The sequence below is a fragment of the Kocuria sp. CPCC 205261 genome (assembly GCF_040981025.1).
GTDB lineage: Bacteria > Actinomycetota > Actinomycetes > Actinomycetales > Micrococcaceae > Kocuria > Kocuria marina.
The window spans coordinates 595,469-614,652 of sequence record NZ_JAVKPU010000001.1 but is presented as its reverse complement, the minus strand read 5'-3'; the positions used below and the strand labels follow the sequence as shown (position 1 = coordinate 614,652).

The window sequence follows — 19,184 nt, the reverse complement described above, 5'->3', positions numbered from 1 at the left end:
GGACACGGTGGCCCGGAGGGAGAAGTCATGTCCCAGGTATTCACACTGCCCGACGTGGGTGAGGGTCTGACCGAGGCCGACATCGTGGCCTGGAAGGTGTCCGAGGGGGACACCGTGTCCGTCAACCAGGTGCTCGTGGAGATCGAGACCGCCAAGTCCGTGGTGGAGCTGCCCTCGCCGTTCGAGGGCACGGTCCAGGAGATCCTCGTCGCGGAGGGGGACACCGTGGAGGTGGGCACGCCCATCATCTCCGTGAGCTCTGCCGACGACGCTCCCGCCGGTGCCACTGACCCCGGCTACACGGGTTCCGCCCCGGAGGACGGTCTGGCCGACGCCCCCGCGCCCGACACCGCCGCGTCGACCGGTGAGGACGCGACGTCCGGTTCGGGGCGCAGCATGGACTCCGCCCAGGGCAAGGCCCTCGTGGGCTCGGGGCCCAAGGCGGACCCGGTGCGTCGGCGGCGTCGTACCCGCGTGGGCATGCGCACGGACGCCGAGGCGCCCCAGGGTCTGAGCGCCTCGACCTCCCGCGCCGACGCCGCCGCGGGGCCGGCCGACGAGCGCAAGCACGGTTGGGCGGACCGGTTGTCCCGCACGGGACTGGGAAGTGCCGCCGTGGACCTCGCGGAGAAGGCCGGGAAGATCCGGGACCGCGGGGAGTCCTGGTTGAAGTCTCGGGACGAGGGTGCCGAACAGGGGCCCGCCTCGGCGTCGATCCCGCGCCGTCCGAACCTGGCCAAGCCCCCGGTGCGCAAGGCGGCCAAGGAGATGGGCATCGATCTCGCGGACGTGCAGGCCACCGGCGACGGCGGCCAGGTCACCAAACGCGACCTGCTCGCCTACGCGGCACACCTGCGCGAGGTGGAGGACGGCCCGGACACGTTCTGGACCCACACCGGCCAGCCGGCCAACGCGCGGGAGGAACGCATCCGCGTCAAGGGCGTGCGCAAGGCCACCGCCCAGAACATGGTCAAGTCCGCCTTCAGCGCGCCCCACGTGTCGATCTTCGTGGAGGTGGACGCCTCACGGACCATGGAGTTCGTCAAGCGGCTCAAGCAGTCCCCGCACTTCGAGGGTGTGAAGGTCACGCCGCTGTTGATCCTGGCCAAGGCCGTGATCTGGGCGGCCGCCCGCAACCCGCAGGTCAACGCCACGTGGACCGACACCGAGATCATCATCAAGCGCTACATGAACCTGGGCATCGCCGCGGCCACGCCCCGGGGTCTGCTGGTTCCCAACATCAAGGACGCGCAGGACCTCAGCCTCCGGGAGCTGGCGATCGCGCTGCACGAGCTGACGCAGACCGCGCGCGCCGGGCGCACCCAGCCGGGGGACATGCAGGGTGGGACGCTGTCCATCACGAACATCGGTGCGCTGGGCATCGACACGGGAACCCCCATCATCAACCCCGGTGAAGCCGCCATCGTGGCCTTCGGGACCATCAAGCAGAAGCCGTGGGTCGTGGACGGGGACGTCATCCCGCGGTGGATCACGACCCTGGGGGGTTCCTTCGATCACCGCGTGGTGGACGGTGACCTCTCCGCGCGGTTCATGGCGGACGTGGCCCGCATCCTCGAGGAACCCGCTCTGCTGCTTGACTGATGCTCAGCCGCCGTCGCCCGGCTCCGTGCGGAAGCACCCGGCGAGGTGGCCCGGTGCCCGGCCGATGCGCTGCAACCACCGGTAGGCGGTGACCGGGCCCACCAGCACGATGCCGTGGGATCGCAGCACCTGGGACAGTCGGCGGGACTCCGTGGAACTGTCCGGGAGTTCCAGCGCGTTGTCCGGCGCCGCTTCCGGGGCGTCACCCGGGAAGGGCACCCCGGCCTCCTCGAGCAGCGCGAGCCACCGGTCCATGTCCCAGTCCCGGCACACCTCCGCGTTGTGGATCACGGCCTCGATCTTGGCGCGGTTGCGGATGAGTTCGGCGTTGACGAGGAGGTCGTCCACGTCGTCCTCGTCGAACAGGGACACGCGGGCGGGTTCGAGATCGGCCATGTGGAGGTACCACGAACCGTGGCGCGCGGACTGCGACCACCGGGCCAGCCCCGAGTCCACGAGTTCCAGGGTGAGCGTGGCGAAGTACTCGTCCGCGCTCGAGGGGGCCGTCCCCCAGTCGTGATCGTGATCCGCGAGCGCCCCGGGTGTGCTCACGGCCCACGGGCAGCGCCGCAACCCGTCCCCGCAGTGCACCACCCGGAAGGCGGTGTGGGGCGTGGAATGTGAGGTGTCCTGGGCATCTGCCGAGGTGGTCTCCGATGAAGTCGTCATGGCAGCACGCTAGGGCGGGTGGTGTACTGTGATCCGCGCTCGCGGGCCCCCGGGTATCACCGGCGTGTGAACCCGCCCGGCGGGCGCGCTGTGCAGGGCGATTGCCGCGGGGCGGGACCGTCGTGGATGAGGCGGGTACATGGTGGGCGGGGCCGGTCCATGGCGGGGTCCGGCCGGTGCGGGGGGGGGGTGCTACAACTACAGCTTTTCCCAATTCGCGGTGGGTACGGACGCGAACGGGCTGACGGGCACAGCCATCTCGCAGGTGAACGCGCCGTCCGCCGCAGTCACCACGAGAGTTGTCCGTGGCGGCAAAGCTGGGGCGGTGAATCCGCGCAGTGTCGGCCCGTCAACCGGGATGTACAGTTCAAGGTTCAACGGCAAGATGGATTACCAAGGCGAGCAGAACGGCTACCCGACGAGCACAGCCCCTTATCCCATCTCCGGGCTCACCCAGGCATCTCCCGGGCTCGTGCTGAACATCGGGTACAACACGACCACCAGGGTGACGTTTGAATTCCCGGTCCCACTGACGTCGGCGAGTATCACCATCCTGGACATCACCCGGTTAAACAGCACCCTGTCGAGTGGCGCATACCAGTACACAGACACCGTGACGATCGATCAACCCTGGGTCATGACGGGGGACTTGACGTCCGCCAACGCGACGAGGGGTGCTGCGGGGGCCACCTTTTTTCGTTCGGCGGAGTACGTGAGTTCACAGACGAAAACGGTACGGAACGTCATGAGCACGAATACGACATCGCGGTTCTCGTCTCTGACCTTCACCTATGCGGCGCCGGTCGCGGGCGGGTGGGAGTTCCTCGCCATTCCCAGCATCAGCTTCTGCGTGGCCTGACCGGGAGACGCAGCGCCGTGGCGTCGTCATGCGGAATGCACGCTCGAGGCATCCGGACTCAGAAAACGGAAACGGCCCCCGTGCCGTCTGCGATCTCCACGGCCACGGGATCGGCGTCCGGGTCCTGGGAGTCGTGGACGATGAACACCGCGGTGGGGTCACCCGGGGGCAGGGCCCGCACGGTCACGGCGCCGGAGCGGGCGTCCGCGAGGATCGCCGAGAGCTGCTGTGTGGTGGCTTCCAGAACCTCGGGCGACGGAGCACTGCCGCGCTCGTCCAGGATGTCCACGGTGATCCCCCGGGCACGTGCCGCGCGGGTGAGCTCCAGGATGTAGGGCGTCGCGATGGAGCGACCGCGGATGCTGTCCCGCAGTTGGGCCTCGGTGAGGCGGAACTGCTGGACGTCGTAGTCGGTCACCTCGGAGGAATCCTTGGCGATCTGCTCCAGCAGCCCACCGGCCAACCGGCGGACCTCGTCCACCCGCCGGTTGGAGGCGTAGCGCATCCCCTTCTCGGCCTCGTCGCGGCTGCGCGCGGTGGCCAGTAGGCGCTGGGTGTCCTGTCTGCGCCGCATGAAGAAGTCGTACTGCCGCTCGACCATCCACGTCACGAGCACCACGGCGATGCCCACCACGTGATATGCCTCGATGGGCATGATCACCCCGTTGACCACGGGCCACCGGCTCACGGACAACACCGTGACACCGAGCCACACCGCGAAGGCCCAGCCGGGGCGGCGTCGCATCCCCAGGCCGAACAACAGGGCGATAAACCCGAGATGGAACCACGGGGTCTGTCCCGCCTGCAGCGTCACAGGGGTCGCGGCGTAGCCCTGCTGGGCGGCCGCCAGGAACAGGACGGACGTCAACGCGGTGGGGATCAGGGGGAACTGGGAACCGTCCCAGCGGGGTAGCGCGATGATGGACCCGGCCAGCGCGTAGTTCACCACGGACACGGCCAACTGCTCGGGTCGGATGGAATCCTGGAGGTAGCCCACGGTGGCCACGAAGGGTGCGCAGAATGCCGCCAGCAGGATGAAGCGCATGTAGCGGTGGGCGAAGACCGCGCGCGTGGACCCGCTCATGCCGTCACATCCTTGGGCCACACCAGCGTCACACGCGTCCCACGCCCCGGTGCGGTGTCCAGGGACACTCGTCCGCCGATGGACTCAAGGTTCTCCACGATGGACACGCGCACCCCGAGCCGCCGGTTGGGGACGTCGTGGTAGTTGAAGCCCCGGCCGTCGTCACTGATCGTGAACCGCAGGAAGAAGCCCTCGGGATTGGTCCCGCTGGCGGGGCACAGCTCACCCTCCATCGACACGGTCGTGTACTCACTGCCCGAGTGCCGGGCGCTGTTGGACACCGCTTCCGTCACGGCCTGGGTCAAACCGTGCGCCACGTCCGCGGGGACGAACACCCGCGGTTCGCCCACGGGCCGCATGGGCGCCCGCAGGTTGGTGAATCGCACACGTGCGCGCCACGGGGCGAGGGCCTCCATGAGCTCGTCCATGAGCACGTGGACCATCACGGTGTGGTTCGCGGAGGAGCGGTCGGACTCCTCGGCCAGGATGTCCAGGGCCCGTGCGGCGAGCTGGCGCGTGCGCTTGGGTAGGACACCCCGGGTGCGGGACGCGTCCAGCAGGGCGGCCATCACGTTGTCGTGGATCAACCGGTCGATCCGCTCCTGGTCGGCGGTCTCCGAACGGCTGCGCCGCAGCGCGAGCGTCTGCGACAAGGCCTCGGCGTAGGCGATGTCCATGCGCTCGACACCGTGCTTGCCGACGGTGAGGACCACCACGAGCATGAGGCTGAACACCATGCGGGAGAGTCCCGCCGTGAGCCATGACTCCGGGATGGGCTCCGCGGTGATGAGCAGGGCGGAGATCAGGGCGTACACGCCCTCGTTCATGATCATGTACAGGATGGCGGCTGTGGGGCTCCACAGCACCGCCGCCGCTCCCACCGCCAGGATGATGAACCCCGAGATCCAGGGGTTCTGGGGCATGGGCTCACCCGTCCACGCGAGCGGCAGGGCCAGGATGGCCGCGGAGACCACGGCCGTGTAGGCCAGGAACACCCAGGGGCGCACGGAATGGCGCAACCCGTAGAACAGGGTGAGGCCGGTGAGCACCGCGAGCGCCAACAGGAAGATCGTGTACCACCCGTGGAGGGAGTGCTGCTGTTGCGCGAAGATGGGCAGCGCCTCGATCAGATGGGTCACGGCGAACACGCCGAAGCCGATCATCGCGAACCAGTGGGCGCGGTAGGTGTTCAGCCCGAGCTCGTCCGGGGCGGTGGTCGCGAAGAAGCGCTTCCACCGCAACCGTGTGTTGACCGTCCGGTAGGAGCGGGCCCGGCCCTCCGGTGGCCTCCCCAGCAGGATCACGGGGTGTCCGGTGGGGGAATCACAGCTTCTTCTCGGCGCTTGTCACGTCGTCCTCGGGGTCCACGAGACCGTCCTCGATCGCGCGGATCCGCAGGTCGATCTTGGTGGGGGCCGGGCGCCCGATCCGCGCGTACTTCTCACGGATCCGGTCGATGTTGGTCTTCACCGCGGACTGCTTGATCCCCATGCGGCGGGCGACCTGCACCTGGGCGAACCCGGAGGCGTACAGGCGCAGGGTCTCGCGTTCGCGCGGGGACAGGGCGGCGCGGGAGAACTCGACGTCCCCGTCGATGGCCGCGGCCAGTTCTTTGGTGATCACGGGTTTGCCGTCCGCAATCGCCCGCGCCTCCTCGATGGCGTGCTCGAGCGGGTCCGATTTGCGCACCAACCCCAGGGCGCCGGCGCGCAGCGCCTCGCGGATCAACCCGGCGTTCTCGCCGATGCTGAAGATCAGCACCTTCATCCCGGCGCTGCGCAACCGTTCCACGTTGCCCGCCGGGCGTGACTTGTCCGCCAGGGACAGGTCCAGCAGGACGACGTCGCACTCGATGCGTTTCGAGCCCTGCGCGGTGAGGGCGGGATTCTCCGGGTCCCGGCCCAACTGGTCCAACAGGGTGGACACGGAATCCGATGATCCCACGAGCTTGACGTCCGCGAGCGATGTCATGGACACCAGGCGCACGCCTTCACGGACCACTTCATGATCGTCGACTACGGCGACGAGTGTTGAAGGCATAGAAAGTTCCTCCGTACTCCCCAGTGAGGACCCAGCCCAGACCCTCGACAGAACGGAAGTCTACTAGCTTATTGCATTCGAAACCGTCCAGGCGTCCACTTTACGGTGGTAGCGCATGCCCCACACCCCGCCCAGGATCGAGCCCGCGAGTCCCAGCAGCACGAGACCCGCGAGCGCGATGAGACCCATTCCCACATCGCTCCCGATCAGCTCCTGCGCGACCCAGCGGGGACCGGCCGCCGTGGCGGCGTCGGCCCACAGCAACACCACGACCGAGGCGACGGCGCGCGCCAGCAGGGACCACAGCCACACGCTCATGCCCTGGGCGACCCCTGAGAAGCGCGCCATGCGCCCGGCCACGTACCCTCCCGCGATCATCGAGAGCAGTTCCACGACGCCCAGGACGGCGACGGCGATCCACGACTGCGCCGCCCCCGGCGCCTGCCATGCCCGGGCCAAGGTGTCGCCCGCTCCCCGGGTCACGTCCAGGCCCAGCTGGGGTCCCAGCAGCCCGGCGAGCGTGAGCAACAGGCCACCCAGTGAGATGGCCGTGAGCAGTCCCAACACCCCGGGGATCAGTTGCATACCGCCGAAGTGCTGGCGCTGCCGCCGCCGCAGTTCCTCCACCGTGGGTCGGGCCGCGGCGGTGGAGCCCTCCGGGCGCACCGCGGGGCGCATGGAGTCCCACGCGGCCTCGGCCGAGATCCGCTCGCTCGGGGGTGTGAGGTGGTCGTCGCCCACGGGGTCCGTGTTGCCGGAGCGCTCGTCCCGCGGGTGCAGACGTCCGGAGGCGACGCCGGTGCGTCCCGTGCGCGGTGCCGTGTCCCGGGCGGGGGAGCGGACGTCGTCGTACGGGGAGACCGACGGCAGGGCGGCGGTGTCGCCGGCCGCGGCGTCGTCGTGCCGGACCCCGGGACGGGGGAGGGGGCGCGTGGCCTGGGCATCGCCGGCGGGGCTCACCCGGGAGGTCGGCTCGGTCCAGGGTGCGTTGCCGTCATCGAGAGGATCGCGAGCGGTGGAGGGGGACATGGAGGGCCTCGATTCGGCGGGGATTCCGGTGGCGGGTCCCCAGAAGTCTATCGAGACCGGGACCGTGGGACGGGTCCGGGGCGCCGGGTGCGACGTCGTCGTGGGACGCGGGCGAATGTCCCACGGCGGGACAGGCGGGACGGTAGCCTCGCTGACATGGCTGAGACGAATTCCCGAGACTTCCTGGCGACCCGCCCGTGGACGGCGAGCTACGACCCCGGCGTTCCCCGAGACCTGGAGCTGCCCGAGACCTCCCTGGTGCACATGCTCGAGAAATCGGTGGCCCGCCACGGCGCGAAGACGGCGGTCGAGTTCTTCGGCGCGGGAATGACGTACGCGCAGCTCGGTGACCAGGTGCGACGGGTCGCGGAAGGACTGCGGCTGCTGGGCGTGCAGACCGGGGACCGCGTGGCCATCGTGCTGCCCAACTGCCCCCAGCACATCGTGGCCTTCTACGCCGCCCTGCGGCTCGGGGCCATCGTGGTGGAACACAACCCGCTGTACACGACCCCGGAACTGCGCCACCAGTTCGAGGACCACGGTGCGCGCGTGGTGATCGCGTGGGACAAGGTCGCCGCGAGGATCACCGGGATGCCCAAGGACCTGGCCGTCGAGCACGTCGTGGCCGTGGACATCACCGCGAGCATGCCCACGATGATGCGCGTGGGACTGCGCCTGCCCCTCAAGAAGCTCGCCGAGCAGCGCCGAGAGCTCACCCAGCCGGCCCCGGGGACCATCGCGTGGAAGTCCCTCGTGGACTCCGACCCGATCCGTGAGGACCACCCCCGGCCCGCGGCCACGGACATCGCCCTGCTGCAGTACACGTCCGGGACCACGGGCCTGCCCAAGGGCGCCATGCTGAGCCACCGCAACCTGGAGTCCAACGCCGTGATGGGCCAGCACTGGTTGGACAGCTCGTCCGACGGGGTCGTCTACGGCGTGCTGCCCCTGTTCCACGCCTTCGGGCTGACCCTGGGTGTCACGTTCGCGATGTCCCTGGGCGCCAAGCTCGTCCTGTTCCCCACCGTGCGCGCGGACCTCATCCTGCGGGCCATGAAGAAGAGCATGCCCACGGTGCTGCCGGCCGTCCCGCCCGTGTACCAGAAGGTGCTCGACGCCGCCGCTGAGCAGGGGAAGGATCTCACCGGCATCCGGGTGGCGGTGTCCGGAGCCATGACCTTGCCCGTGCCCCTGGTCGAGACGTGGGAGGACGCCACGGGCGGGGTGCTGATTGAAGGCTACGGCCTCACCGAGTGCTCCCCGTTGGTCGCGTGCAACCCCCTCAACGAGCACCGCCGTTCGGGTTCGATCGGCATCCCCTTCCCCAGCACGGACGTGCGCATGGTGGATCCGGAGACGGGTGAGGACGTTCCCGAGGACGCGGAGGGTGAGCTGCTGGTCAAGGGCCCCCAGGTCACGCAGGGCTACTGGAAGCGCCCCGAGGAGACCGCGAAACTGTTCACGGGGGACGGCTGGCTGCGCACCGGTGACATCGTGACGGTGGACCAGGACGGCTTCCTGCGCGTGGTGGACCGGATCAAGGAAGTGGTGATCACCGGCGGCTTCAACGTGGCCCCCTCCGAGGTGGAGACCGCCCTGAAACTGCACGACAGTGTCGCGGACGCGGCCGTGGTGGGCATCCCCAACGACGACGGCAACGAGACCGTGGTTGCGGCGGTCGTGCTGGAACCCGGGGTCACCCTAGATGAGGACGCCCTGCGCAAGCACTGCTACGACAAGGTCACCCGCTACAAGGTGCCGCGCCGGATCGTGGCCATGGACGACCTGCCCCGCACGATGCTCGGTAAGACCCTGCGGCGAGCGGTCAAGCAGGACATCATCAAGAACAACCTGTTGGACTCCTGACACCTCATCGGCCGGGATCAGCTCGGTCGGAACAACTCCTGCCGAACGGGCGGGCACCACGGGGGCCGGTTGGCCTACATGGGGTTCAACCACCCCGCCCTGCTGGAGACGTTCTTCGCCGCGGGATCGATCGGGGCGGCCGCAGTCCTGGTGAACCCCCGGCTGCGGCAGGCGGAAGTGGAGTACATTCTGGGCGACTGCGGTGCCACCACCGTGGTCTTCGGACAGGACCAACGCGAGAATGCTGCGGGTCTGGAGGCCGAACTGACCGGCGTGCGCTCCTGGGTGAGTATGGACGGCGGCGGACCCGGGGAGGAGTACGAGCGGTTCCTGGCCTCCGGTTCCGAGGAGCTCGTGGACGAACCGGTGGAGCAGGACGACCTGGCCCTGATCATGTACACGTCCGGGACCACGGGCCGGCCCGAGGGTGCCACGCTCACGCACCGGACAACCTCTTCTACCAGTACGTCAACACCCTGATCGGTCAGGACCCGCGCCAGGACGAGGACCACCTGGCCGTGGCGCCCCTGTTCCACATTGCCGGGCTGACCATGATGACGCTGCCCACATTCATGCTGGGCGGGACCATCATCATCCACCGTCAGTTCCGCACCCCGGACGTGGTGACTCCGGGGGCATCGCCGTGGAGGACGAGGACGGGTACCTCTACATCAAGGACCGCATGAAGGACGTGTACATCTCGGGCGGGGAGAACGTGTACCCCGCGGAGGTGGAGAACGCCCTGCCGGGTCTCGGGGAGATCCAGGAAGCGGCCGTAATCGGTGTGCCGGACGGGCGTTGGGCGAGACCGGCCGCGCGTTCGTCGTGCTGTTCGAGGACGCCCCTGAGCTGAGCGGGAACGAGATCCTCACCCGGCTGCGCGAGGGGCTGGCCACCTAGAAGCTTCCCGCTCGGGTGGAGGTCGTGGCCGAACTGCCGCGCACTACCACGGGCAAGATCCAGAAGAACGTCCTGCGCGAACGCGCCTGATCTCGAGGAACCACCATGTCATCAACCACCGCCCCGGGGACCGAGCTGCGGTCCATGGATCGCAGGTCGCAGGACAGGGAAGCGCGCCGCGTGATCCTCTCCAGCTACCTGGGCTCCACCATCGAGTACTACGACTTCCTGCTCTCCGCCTCCGCGCTGGTGTTTCCGCACGTGTTCTTCCAGGACCTGGACCCGGTGGCCGGCGTGATCGCCTCCTACGGGACGTTCGCCGCGGGGTACCTCGCGCGGCCCCTGGGCGGTGCGATCTTCGGTCACTTCGGGGACAAACTGGGCCGGAAGAAGATGCTCATCCTGCCCATGTTCGTCATGGGTATCGGCTCCACGCTGATCGGGCTGATCCCGTCCTCCGCGAGCATCGGTTCGTGGGGTGCGATCCTGCTCATCCCGCTGCGCGTATTCCAGGGCATCCCGGTTTCCGCCGGTGTGCACTTCGGCGTCGTCGAATTCTGACAATATCTATTTCTAATCCCTGTGATTATGGCTAAACTCCATATCAAGGTGGCGGACGGGGACCGGGGAGAACCATGGAGCTTCGACAACTCAACTACTTCATCGCAGTGGCGGAGGAGCGGCACTTCGGCCGTGCCGCCAAACGCTTGCACATGGCGCAACCGCCGTTGTCGCAACAGATCCGTCAGCTCGAGGAACAGCTCGGCGTCAAACTGCTGGACCGCACGACCCGGCGCGTGGACCTGACCCCGGCCGGACAGGAGCTGCTGGACCGCGGACGCCAGATCATCAACGAGGTGGAGACGCTCAAGGCGGACGTCTACCAGGTGGGCAACGGCGCCACCGGGGTGCTGCGCGTGGGCTTCTCGGGCTCGGCCACCTACAGCGTCATGCCGCGGCTCGTGCGCCACGCCAAGGAGCAGCTGCCCGGGGTCTCCCTCACCCTGCAGGGCGAGATGCTGACGCCAGCCATGGAGGCAGGACTGCGGGACCACACGCTCGACGCCGCGATCCTGCGCCCTCCCGTGGCATCCCAGGACATCGAGTACCGGATCGTGGGCCGGGAGAAGCTCGTGGTGGCCATGCCCAGCGACAGCCCCCTGGCGTCCGGGCGGCCCGTGGCGGCGAACGAACTGCAGGAGCAGAACTTCGTGTCCTACCCGCCGGGATCGGCCGTGTACCGCACCGTGTCCGAGATGTGCCGCCGGGCGGGCTTCCAGCTGCGCATCGCGCAGGTCACCCACGAGACCTCCACCATGCTCTCGTTTGTCGCGGCCAGCAGCGGGATCGCCGTGGTCCCCGAGTCCGTGCGGGCGCTGCAGCTCGAGGGCGTGCTCTACGCGGGCCTTGAGGATTCCCCCGTGACCGAGATGGCCGTGGCCTGGCGGCGGGACGACCGCTCGGCCCTGCTGGGCAATTTCCTGAACCTCGTCATGGACGTCACCGACCACGACTGACCCGAGCACCACCCGCTCAAGAAAGGCGACCATGAACATCACCCGCATCGAGGCGATCCCCTACTCGATCCCCTACGTGCACCCCCTGCACTTCGCCTCGGGTTCCGTGACGGAAGCGGACCACGTCCTCGTGCGGGTGCACACGGACGAGGGCATCGTGGGCACCGCGGACACCCCGCCCCGGCCGTACACCTACGGTGAGACCCAGAAGTCCATCGTGGCGGTGATCGAGGACATCTTCTCCCCGCAGCTCAGTGGTCTGGACGCCTTCGCCCGTGAGCGGATGCAGACTGTCATGGACCGCACCTTCCACAACCAGACCGCCAAGGGCGCGGTGGACATCGCCGTGTGGGACGCGATTGGCCAGCTGCTCGGACAACCCGTGTCCACGTTGCTGGGCGGGTACACCGACCACATGAGCGTCTCCCACATGCTGGGGTTCAAGCCCGCGGAACAGCTGCTCGAGATCGCCCTGGAGTTTCGGGAGACCTACGGGATCACCACTTTCAAGCTCAAGACGGGGCGCCACCCCGTCTCGCTCGACGTCGAGGCCGCCCGCGTGCTGCGCGAGGGCCTGGGTCCCGACGCGCGGATCTACATGGACGCCAACCGCGGGTGGAGCGCCAACGAGGCCTCCGAGGTCCTGCGCCTCACCGCGGACCTCGGCATGGAGTTCCTCGAGGAGCCCGACGACGCTCGGGAAGTCATGGGCCGACGTCGCCTCGTGAGCACCTCGCCCATCCCGATTGCCGCGGACGAGTCCGCCCCGAACCTGGGCACGGCGGCCAAGGAGCTGCTGAGCGGGGGAGCGAACCTGCTCGCGATCAAGACCGCGCGCTCGGGCTTCACCGAGGCCACCAAGATAGTGGGTCTCGCGGAGGGCCTGGGCGTGGACGTCTACGTGGGCAACCAGATCGACACCCAGGTGGGGACCATCGCGTCCGTGACCTTCGGCGCGGCCTTCTCCCACGCGTCCAAGCGCGCGGGGGAGCTGTCCAACTTCCTGGACATGGCGGACGACCTGTTGGCCGAGCCCCTGCGGATCGTGGACGGGAAGATCCACGTGCGGGACGTCCCCGGGGTCGGCACCGTGATCGACGAGGACAAGCTCGCCTACTACCGGGCCCGCTGAGGCGGCCCGCCCCCGTCCCTCGCGCGGGGCGGGGTGGGCGGGCCGCATCCTGCGTGCGGTCGTGGGCGGGTGGCGACACCGGGGTCGTCCCGGCTCTCGACTCCCGGTCCAGCAGGGCCCGTTATTCCTGCTCCGGTACAGGGCCGCGAGCTCGCCGCGGGAATAGATGCCGAACTTGGTATAGATCCCGGCCGCGGCTTCCTCGGCGTCGAGTTCGCTCACGACCTTGTCCATGACCTGCTTCCAGTAGCTGTGCTGGACGGGGTAAAGGCCCTCGTCCTCGGTGCGCACACCGGAGGCCAGGACGTTGGTCAAGCCGAGCGCGGTGGCCTGCTCGTCCGGGCCCTTGATCTCGTGGGCCATGCCGCGGCTCATGTCGTTCCACGGCGCGGAGGTGGCCTGGTACGTCTTCTGGCAGGAGCGGAACTCCTCGAGATCGTCCGGGGTGGCCATACCGGTGGCGTTGAAGAAGTCCTCGTACTGGCGGATCCGGTGGGCGCGGGACTTGTCCGACTCACCCTTGGGAGCGATGCAGTAGATGGTGACCTCGGTCTTGTCCACGGCGATGGGGCGCACGTGACGGATCTGGGAGGAGAACTGGTCCATGAGGTACACGTTCGGGTACAGGCACAGGTTGCGGGAGATGTTGATCATGAAGTTAGCCATCTCCTCGCCGTACTTCTCCACGAGCTCCTCGCGGCGGTCCCACAGGGGGCGGTCCTGGGGGGTTGCCCCATTCTTGCCACAGCAGCAGGTGGCCGTGCTCGAACGAGTAGAACCCGCCCTTGGCCTTGCCCCACTTGCCGGCGTCCATGGCCTTGGTGCTGTTGGTCGAGTCACCCGCGGTACGGCGGGAGGTGGTGGCGGCGTAGTTCCAGTGCGTGGCGGTCACGTGGTAACCGTCCGCGCCGTTCTCCATCTGCACCTTCCAGTTGCCGTCGTAGGTGTAGGTGGACGCGCCACGCAGCACCTCGAGGCCCTCCGGGGACTGCGCCACGATGGAGTCGATCACTTTGGTGGCGTCACCCAGGTGCTCCTCGAGGGGTAGGACATCCGGGTTCAGCGATCCGAACAGGAAGCCCTTGTAGTTCTCGAAACGGGCTACCTTGGTGAGGTCGTGGGAGCCGTCCTTGTTGAAGTTCTCCGGGTAGCCGGCGCCGCGGGAGTCCTTGACCTTGAGCAGCTCACCGGAGTTGCGGAACGTCCAGCCGTGGAACGGGCAGGTGAACGTGGTGCGGTTGTCGGTCTTGCGGCGGCACAGCATGGCACCGCGGTGGGCGCACGCGGTGATCAGGGCGTGCAGTTCACCGTTCTTGTCCCGGGAGATCACGATGGGCTGATGGCCGATGTACGTGGTGAAGTAGTCGCCCACGTTGGGGATCTGCGTATCGTGGGCCAGGTACACCCAGTTGCCCTCGAAGATGTGCTTCATCTCGAGCTCGAAGATCTCGGCGTCGGTGAAGATCTCGCGCTTGGCGCGGATGATCCCCTCCGTGCGGTCGTCCTCGACGGCGCCGTCGAGGACGTCGTGCAAACGGCTCAGGGTCTCGGTCATGGCGTAACTCCTTGAACATTGGGCGCCGACGTCAGCCCACGAGGTGGTGCGGGTGCGGGACCGAGGGGCCTGAGGGGCGCGATCCCGCAGGTGAACCAGCAGGTGCGTATCCCTCATACTGATGGAGGGTGACCCCACTCATATCAGGGGGAACCCTAGGCTGAACCTGGGGTCATTTTTTCGCTTTATAGAATGAGTAACACCGGATTAAATATTTGTTGAATATAGATTCGCCGCACTAATCTGAGATGGACGTCACGGACCGCAGTTGCGTGCCTCACGGTCGCCATCCGGCCAGGGGTCCGATCGACGGGTCCGGAGCGCGGAGCGAGGGGCAGCTGCCATCACCCCCGGGCGTCCCCATCTGCTACGAGAACCGTGGAGGTCACCATGACTGACAACCCTTCCGCCGCACACCTCAAGGAGAGCCAGGGCACCGCCGTCGAAGCCGGTACCAAGGCCACCGAGCGTTTCGCCGCTTCCGGCAAGAAGTCCAAGCTCGACGTCCCCAAGGAGCGCGTCTCGCTGCTCGCGGGTGCGCTCATCAAGGCTGCCAACGACATCGTGGAAGAGCACGAGGTCACCTATGAGGAGTACAACGCCCTGAAGGCCTGGCTCATCAAGGTGGGCACGGATGGTGAGTGGCCGCTGTTCCTGGACGTGTGGCTCGAGCACACCGTGGAGGACGTCAACTCCAAGGAGCGCCCGGGCACCGTGGGCACCATCGAGGGCCCCTACTACGTGTCGAACGCCCCCGAACTGCAGACCCCTGCCACGCTCGAGATGCGCGAGGATGAGGAGGGCACCCCGCTACTGTTCCACGGTGACTTCACCGACACCGACGGCAACCCCATCAAGGACGCCCAGGTGGAGATCTGGCACGCCGACGCCGCCGGGTTCTACTCCCAGTACGCGCCGGACATGCCCGAGTGGCTCTTCCGCGGCACCGTCAAGGCGGACGAGAACGGGCACTTCGAGATCCACACCATGCAGCCCGCTCCGTACCAGATCCCCACGGACGGTGCGTGCGGTCAGCTGATCGCCGCCGCCGGCTGGCACGCGTGGCGCCCCGCGCACATCCACATCAAGGTCTCCGCTCCCGGCTACCAGATGGTCACCCAGCAGCTCTACTTCCCGGGTGACCCGCACAACGAGGACGACATCGCCTCGGCTGTGAAGCCCGAGCTCATGCTGGATGTGCAGGAGCGCGCGGACGGCTCCGGCAACGAGGTCCAGTACGACTACGTACTCGCCAAGGAAGGCGAGAGCCGCTGAGTCTTTCGCTCGGTCCCGTTACGACGGCGCACCCCGACCCCGTGTTCGCGCACGGTGGTGGGGTGCTTTCGTTGGCGTGCCCACCGGTGGCATCGGTCAGCGATGCCAGCTGGAGGTGGGTCACCGGCAGCGGTCAGCTGCGCCGGCCGAGGATGGGTCATTGCAACGGTCGACTGCAGCGGTCAGTTGCACCGGTTAAGGGTGCCGAACCTCGGAGGGAAACAGGCGTGGACGATCACACCTGACCGGGGGACAATACAAAGCATGTGAATATAACGAAATAAGTCTACTTGTGATGCAGCGGACCCCCGGATTTCCGGGGGTCCTCGTCGATTCCCGGGATCATCAGTAGCTTTACTTGCGTATCAATGTAGTTGCTGCATAAAATCGTGTTGTCGGCCGAAGTGGCCCGGGCGCATCCCCCCAAATACGCGCCCGGATGATCCCCCGGCTGGCCGGCGTCCCGATCTCCCCCAGATTCGGGATGTCCGACGGGTCCTGCCGATCCCCCAAGTGGCAGGACCCGTCCCCTGTTAACGGGCCTTTTTCCTAGAAACCCGCGGGACCCGTCGGCTGCGGCAAGCCCCGGGGTCCACCGCGAGGACCACGGCTCGAAGGTCCGTCAGGCGAGATCCATGGACCGCAAGCGCGGCAACACCTTGTCCGCGATGCTCACCAGGGCCGTCTGTTCCTCCTCGCTGAGCCGGTCCATGAACGCGGCACGCACCATCTCCAGGTGGGCGGGGGCCGCGCGCGCGATGACCTCGCGCCCGTGCTCGGTGATCCCCACCACGAGTCCGCGGGCATCGGTGGGGCTGGGGGAGCGGCAGATCATGTCCCGCCGTTCCATACGGGAGAGCATGTGGGACAACCGCGAGCGTTCCCAGCCCAGTTCCCGGAGCAATTCACGCGAAGGCAGTTCCCCCGAGTCGCTCTCGGACAGCGGGACGAGGACCTCGTACTCGGATCCGGACAGTTTGCTGTCACGTTGCAGCTGCCGGTCCACCGCGCGCTCCATGCTGCGGGACAGGGTCAGGAAGCAGCGCCACACCCGGTCCTCGGTGTCGCTGAGCCACGGCGTGTGCCGGGTGCCGGTCGTGCTGTCCATGGGTGTTTCCTCGTGGTGCGCCGCGCGAGGCGGGGGCTGGCGGGTGGGCGGGGGTGTCAGTCCCGGGGGTCGTGTCTGATCCAGTCCGAATCGTAATAGTTGCCTTCGTCCCGCCGGTCCCGGTCACGCAGTCGCTCGGCGTAGTCCGTGGGGCGAAGGGGCGAATCGTCGTCGTCGGGCCGGGTGAGCCGGGACGTGGCCACGAGGCCGAAACCGAGCCCGGCACCCACGATCATGGTCATCCCACCCACGATGAACGCCAGGATGTAGTCGTCCAGCAGGTCCGCGGGCACGGAGGGCCCGAGCCACGAGGGGACTACGAAGGCCGTGGCGATGCAGCCGAGGCCCAGGAGCAGCAGGGCCGCAGGGATCAGCCACAGCTTGGACCACGCACGGCGCACGGGTTGCGTGGGATCCCGGAAGATCGGCAGCGCCCGGGTCTGCACGAGCGCGTACCCCGCGACCCCGGCCACCGTGAGGACCGCCCCGATGACCCAGCCGAGCCACGCGCCCTGCGCGATCAGACCGAGGCCGACGAGCAGCCCCAGCAGGACCACGGTGAAGGACAGCCCGCGGCCCATGCGCCGTGCCGCACGCGACGACGCCGCGCGGGCCTCCGCTGACGGGGACGCAGCCAGGCGCGGGGTCGCGGCGGACGGGAACCCAGCGGACGGCGCCGCGGTCGGGGAGGCGGCCGAGCCGGGTGCCGTCGTTCCGCCCGAAGCAGACTGGGTGTCCTGGTCAGCGGAACCCTGCGGGCCCCCGGGACCCTGCGCGTCCCCGGGACCCGTGGTGCGGATGCCGTAGGTCGGGCGTTCGCGGGGAGCGGGCACGGGTGACCGCGCGCCGCCGCGTGACGGTGCGTCCTGGGAGGGGGAATCGGACGGGTCGTGCTCGTCCCGTGGGTGTTGGGCAGAAGTCATGGGCAAGTTCTCGGGTGAGGGGACAACGGGCTCACGCGGGGTGTTTCGACAGGGCCACTGTAGCCCTCCGCGCGAGTCCTCCGCGCGGTCCAGGGCACCCCGGGGCTACCCCACTCGAGGATTGGTGACGTATCATCAAAATATATTCACGGAAGGTACAGCATGTTGGATTCCACGACCCAGAACATCGAACAGGCCGAGGACGGGCGCTACTCCACCGCTGGGGCTTACGTCCACGAGGGCGAGGAGTACAACCGCGACACCACCTACATCGAGGACCGCATCGTGGCGGACCCGGAGCACGCGGAACTGGCCGAAGGCGCCCGGGCGTGGCCAGTGGAGGCCGGTCGGTACCGGTTGGTGGCCGCGCGGGCGTGCCCGTGGGCCAACCGCACGCTGATCGTGCGCCGCCTGCTGGGCCTCGAGGACGCCATCTCGGTGGGCCTGCCCGGACCCACGCACGATTCCCGTTCGTGGCGTTTCGACCTGGACCCGGACGGGCGCGACCCCGTGCTGGGCACCGAGCGGCTGCAGGAGAACTACTTCAAGCGCTTCCCGGACTACCCCCGGGGGATCACCGTGCCGGCCATCGTGGACATTCCCACGGGCCAGGTGGTGACCAACAATTTCCCGCAGATCACCGAGGACTTCAGCACCGAGTGGAAGCAGTTCCACCGGGAGGGCGCCCCCGATCTGTGGCCCGAGGATCTCGTGCCCGAGATGCGCGAGGTGATGCACCGCATCTACACCGAGATCAACAACGGTGTGTACCGCTGCGGTTTCGCGGGCTCGCAGGAGGCCTACGAGTCTGCGTACGAGCGGTTGTGGACGGCCATGGACTGGGTCGAGGAACGGCTCTCCGGCCAGCGCTACCTCATGGGCGATCACATCACCGAGGCGGACGTGCGCTTGTTCACCACCCTCGCACGTTTCGACCCGGTGTACGTGAGCCACTTCAAGGCGTCCCGGAACAAGCTCACGGAGATGCCCAACCTGTGGGGTTACGCGCGCGATCTGTTCCAGACCCCGGGCTTCGGCGACACCGTGGACTTCCAGCAGATCAAGGAGCACTACTTCGTCGTGCACCGGGACATCAACCCGTCCGGCATCGTGCCGCTCGGCCCGTCCCTGGAGAACTGGACGAGCCCCCACGGTCGCGAGTCGCTGGGCGGCTCCCCGTTCGCCCCCGGTGCCACGGCATCGGGTCCCGTGCGGGACGACGAGCGAGTGGACCCGGACCACACCCCGCTCGCCTCCTGATCACCTCACGCGGCCCCCGGACGATGCGCAGGACCCGCCCGGGGGCCGCGTGCGCCCGTGTAGTGTTGAGCACCCTCACCGGGGGTACGCCATGCCGTACGGAGGCCGCTTCTCATCGCGCGACGCCGGGGTGGTTCGCGCATCCTCGTGGGATCCCCACAAACCCCCGGCGGGGGCTTTTGTGCCCCGGCCCGACGACGCTCGATGGCCCCTCGTACTAGGGTTGATGTCGCGTGTCGGTTGACTTCACCCGCGCGGCACCGCCGCCGTACCGCACCCGATGGGCGCTCGTCGCGGTCCCGGACGACACCCCGATCCCACGGTTACGAATCGCGCCCTGACGCCGTCGTCCCGCGGGGTGCGAC

Annotated in this window: 18 protein-coding genes and 1 pseudogene; 11 read left to right on the top strand and 8 right to left on the bottom strand. The window is 68.2% G+C overall.

Going from position 1 to position 19,184, the window contains the following annotated elements:
- Window positions 1-27: 27 nt before the first annotated feature.
- Window positions 28-1,602 (top strand): dihydrolipoamide acetyltransferase family protein, encoded by a 1,575-nt coding sequence (locus tag RF646_RS02860; protein WP_368835144.1) that lies wholly within the window; start codon window positions 28-30, stop codon window positions 1,600-1,602.
- Window positions 1,603-1,605: 3 nt separating this feature from the next.
- Here RF646_RS02860 and RF646_RS02855 read toward each other — a convergent pair whose 3' ends face one another.
- A complete protein-coding gene (locus RF646_RS02855; RefSeq protein ID WP_098055082.1) occupies window positions 1,606-2,271 on the bottom strand; it encodes a DNA-3-methyladenine glycosylase I in 666 nt (221 codons plus the stop codon).
- A gap of 220 nt (window positions 2,272-2,491) precedes the next feature.
- On the opposite strand from RF646_RS02855, the gene RF646_RS02850 reads away from it, so the two are divergent.
- A complete protein-coding gene (locus tag RF646_RS02850; protein ID WP_368835143.1) occupies window positions 2,492-3,130 on the top strand; it encodes a hypothetical protein in 639 nt (212 codons plus the stop codon).
- A gap of 58 nt (window positions 3,131-3,188) precedes the next feature.
- Here RF646_RS02850 and RF646_RS02845 read toward each other — a convergent pair whose 3' ends face one another.
- From RF646_RS02845 to RF646_RS02830, 4 genes are all read right to left on the bottom strand, one after another.
- Window positions 3,189-4,214, bottom strand: a complete 1,026-nt coding sequence (locus RF646_RS02845) for a hypothetical protein (protein WP_167318047.1) — start codon at window positions 4,212-4,214, stop codon at window positions 3,189-3,191.
- The gene (locus tag RF646_RS02840; RefSeq protein ID WP_240919060.1) at window positions 4,211-5,518 is read right to left on the bottom strand and encodes a sensor histidine kinase; all 1,308 of its coding nucleotides are present in this window, start codon (window positions 5,516-5,518) and stop codon (window positions 4,211-4,213) included. Before RF646_RS02840 ends, RF646_RS02845 begins: the two co-directional genes overlap by 4 nt.
- A gap of 19 nt (window positions 5,519-5,537) precedes the next feature.
- Window positions 5,538-6,254: a response regulator transcription factor gene (locus RF646_RS02835; RefSeq protein WP_085106122.1), complete on the bottom strand. Its 717-nt coding sequence runs from the start codon at window positions 6,252-6,254 to the stop codon at window positions 5,538-5,540.
- Between the two features lie 63 nt (window positions 6,255-6,317).
- The gene (locus RF646_RS02830) at window positions 6,318-7,283 is read right to left on the bottom strand and encodes a hypothetical protein (protein ID WP_368835142.1); all 966 of its coding nucleotides are present in this window, start codon (window positions 7,281-7,283) and stop codon (window positions 6,318-6,320) included.
- Between the two features lie 156 nt (window positions 7,284-7,439).
- Between RF646_RS02830 and RF646_RS02825 the strand changes: the two genes are divergently transcribed.
- The 7 genes and pseudogenes from RF646_RS02825 to RF646_RS02795 all read left to right on the top strand — a co-directional run bounded on the left by RF646_RS02825 (window position 7,440) and on the right by RF646_RS02795 (window position 13,236).
- Complete coding sequence (locus tag RF646_RS02825) at window positions 7,440-9,149, top strand: long-chain-fatty-acid--CoA ligase (RefSeq protein WP_368835141.1); 1,710 nt, start codon at window positions 7,440-7,442, stop codon at window positions 9,147-9,149.
- 6 nt (window positions 9,150-9,155) lie between these two features.
- Complete coding sequence (locus tag RF646_RS02820; protein WP_368835181.1) at window positions 9,156-9,629, top strand: AMP-binding protein; 474 nt, start codon at window positions 9,156-9,158, stop codon at window positions 9,627-9,629.
- Between the two features lie 163 nt (window positions 9,630-9,792).
- Complete coding sequence (locus RF646_RS02815) at window positions 9,793-10,002, top strand: hypothetical protein (protein ID WP_368835140.1); 210 nt, start codon at window positions 9,793-9,795, stop codon at window positions 10,000-10,002.
- Window positions 10,003-10,154: 152 nt separating this feature from the next.
- Window positions 10,155-10,574: pseudogene (locus RF646_RS02810) on the top strand (MFS transporter); the annotation flags it as partial.
- A 110-nt stretch (window positions 10,575-10,684) separates the two neighbouring features.
- On the top strand, window positions 10,685-11,566 hold the full coding sequence (locus RF646_RS02805) for a LysR family transcriptional regulator (RefSeq protein ID WP_064847414.1): 882 nt from the start codon (window positions 10,685-10,687) through the stop codon (window positions 11,564-11,566).
- Between the two features lie 31 nt (window positions 11,567-11,597).
- Complete coding sequence (locus RF646_RS02800; protein ID WP_368835139.1) at window positions 11,598-12,698, top strand: mandelate racemase/muconate lactonizing enzyme family protein; 1,101 nt, start codon at window positions 11,598-11,600, stop codon at window positions 12,696-12,698.
- Between the two features lie 283 nt (window positions 12,699-12,981).
- A complete protein-coding gene (locus RF646_RS02795) occupies window positions 12,982-13,236 on the top strand; it encodes a hypothetical protein (protein WP_368835138.1) in 255 nt (84 codons plus the stop codon).
- A gap of 120 nt (window positions 13,237-13,356) precedes the next feature.
- On the opposite strand, the gene RF646_RS02790 is transcribed toward RF646_RS02795, so the two are convergent.
- Window positions 13,357-14,253 carry a Rieske 2Fe-2S domain-containing protein gene (locus RF646_RS02790; protein WP_368835137.1) on the bottom strand — a complete coding sequence of 299 codons (897 nt, stop codon included), beginning with the start codon at window positions 14,251-14,253 and terminating at the stop codon, window positions 13,357-13,359.
- Between the two features lie 390 nt (window positions 14,254-14,643).
- Between RF646_RS02790 and catA the strand changes: the two genes are divergently transcribed.
- Window positions 14,644-15,528, top strand: coding sequence for a catechol 1,2-dioxygenase (gene catA, locus RF646_RS02785; RefSeq protein WP_368835136.1), 885 nt, complete (start codon window positions 14,644-14,646; stop codon window positions 15,526-15,528).
- A 622-nt stretch (window positions 15,529-16,150) separates the two neighbouring features.
- Here catA and RF646_RS02780 read toward each other — a convergent pair.
- The gene (locus RF646_RS02780; RefSeq protein ID WP_368835135.1) at window positions 16,151-16,636 is read right to left on the bottom strand and encodes a MarR family winged helix-turn-helix transcriptional regulator; all 486 of its coding nucleotides are present in this window, start codon (window positions 16,634-16,636) and stop codon (window positions 16,151-16,153) included.
- A 56-nt stretch (window positions 16,637-16,692) separates the two neighbouring features.
- Window positions 16,693-17,559 (bottom strand): hypothetical protein, encoded by an 867-nt coding sequence (locus tag RF646_RS02775; RefSeq protein ID WP_368835134.1) that lies wholly within the window; start codon window positions 17,557-17,559, stop codon window positions 16,693-16,695.
- 162 nt (window positions 17,560-17,721) lie between these two features.
- Between RF646_RS02775 and RF646_RS02770 the strand changes: the two genes are divergently transcribed.
- Window positions 17,722-18,819 (top strand): glutathione S-transferase family protein, encoded by a 1,098-nt coding sequence (locus RF646_RS02770; protein ID WP_368835133.1) that lies wholly within the window; start codon window positions 17,722-17,724, stop codon window positions 18,817-18,819.
- Window positions 18,820-19,184: the final 365 nt, after the last annotated feature.

What these genes read in the sequence shown, in the direction of transcription:
- RF646_RS02860 (WP_368835144.1), top strand. Translation starts at nt 28, where the DNA reads ATGTCCCAGGTATTCACACTGCCCGACGTGGGTGAGGGTCTGACCGAG.
- RF646_RS02855 (WP_098055082.1), bottom strand. Translation starts at nt 2,271, where the DNA reads ATGACGACTTCATCGGAGACCACCTCGGCAGATGCCCAGGACACCTCA.
- RF646_RS02845 (WP_167318047.1), bottom strand. Translation starts at nt 4,214, where the DNA reads ATGAGCGGGTCCACGCGCGCGGTCTTCGCCCACCGCTACATGCGCTTC.
- RF646_RS02835 (WP_085106122.1), bottom strand. Translation starts at nt 6,254, where the DNA reads ATGCCTTCAACACTCGTCGCCGTAGTCGACGATCATGAAGTGGTCCGT.
- RF646_RS02830 (WP_368835142.1), bottom strand. Translation starts at nt 7,283, where the DNA reads ATGTCCCCCTCCACCGCTCGCGATCCTCTCGATGACGGCAACGCACCC.
- RF646_RS02825 (WP_368835141.1), top strand. Translation starts at nt 7,440, where the DNA reads ATGGCTGAGACGAATTCCCGAGACTTCCTGGCGACCCGCCCGTGGACG.
- RF646_RS02805 (WP_064847414.1), top strand. Translation starts at nt 10,685, where the DNA reads ATGGAGCTTCGACAACTCAACTACTTCATCGCAGTGGCGGAGGAGCGG.
- RF646_RS02800 (WP_368835139.1), top strand. Translation starts at nt 11,598, where the DNA reads ATGAACATCACCCGCATCGAGGCGATCCCCTACTCGATCCCCTACGTG.
- RF646_RS02790 (WP_368835137.1), bottom strand. Translation starts at nt 14,253, where the DNA reads ATGACCGAGACCCTGAGCCGTTTGCACGACGTCCTCGACGGCGCCGTC.
- catA (WP_368835136.1), top strand. Translation starts at nt 14,644, where the DNA reads ATGACTGACAACCCTTCCGCCGCACACCTCAAGGAGAGCCAGGGCACC.
- RF646_RS02780 (WP_368835135.1), bottom strand. Translation starts at nt 16,636, where the DNA reads ATGGACAGCACGACCGGCACCCGGCACACGCCGTGGCTCAGCGACACC.
- RF646_RS02775 (WP_368835134.1), bottom strand. Translation starts at nt 17,559, where the DNA reads ATGACTTCTGCCCAACACCCACGGGACGAGCACGACCCGTCCGATTCC.
- RF646_RS02770 (WP_368835133.1), top strand. Translation starts at nt 17,722, where the DNA reads ATGTTGGATTCCACGACCCAGAACATCGAACAGGCCGAGGACGGGCGC.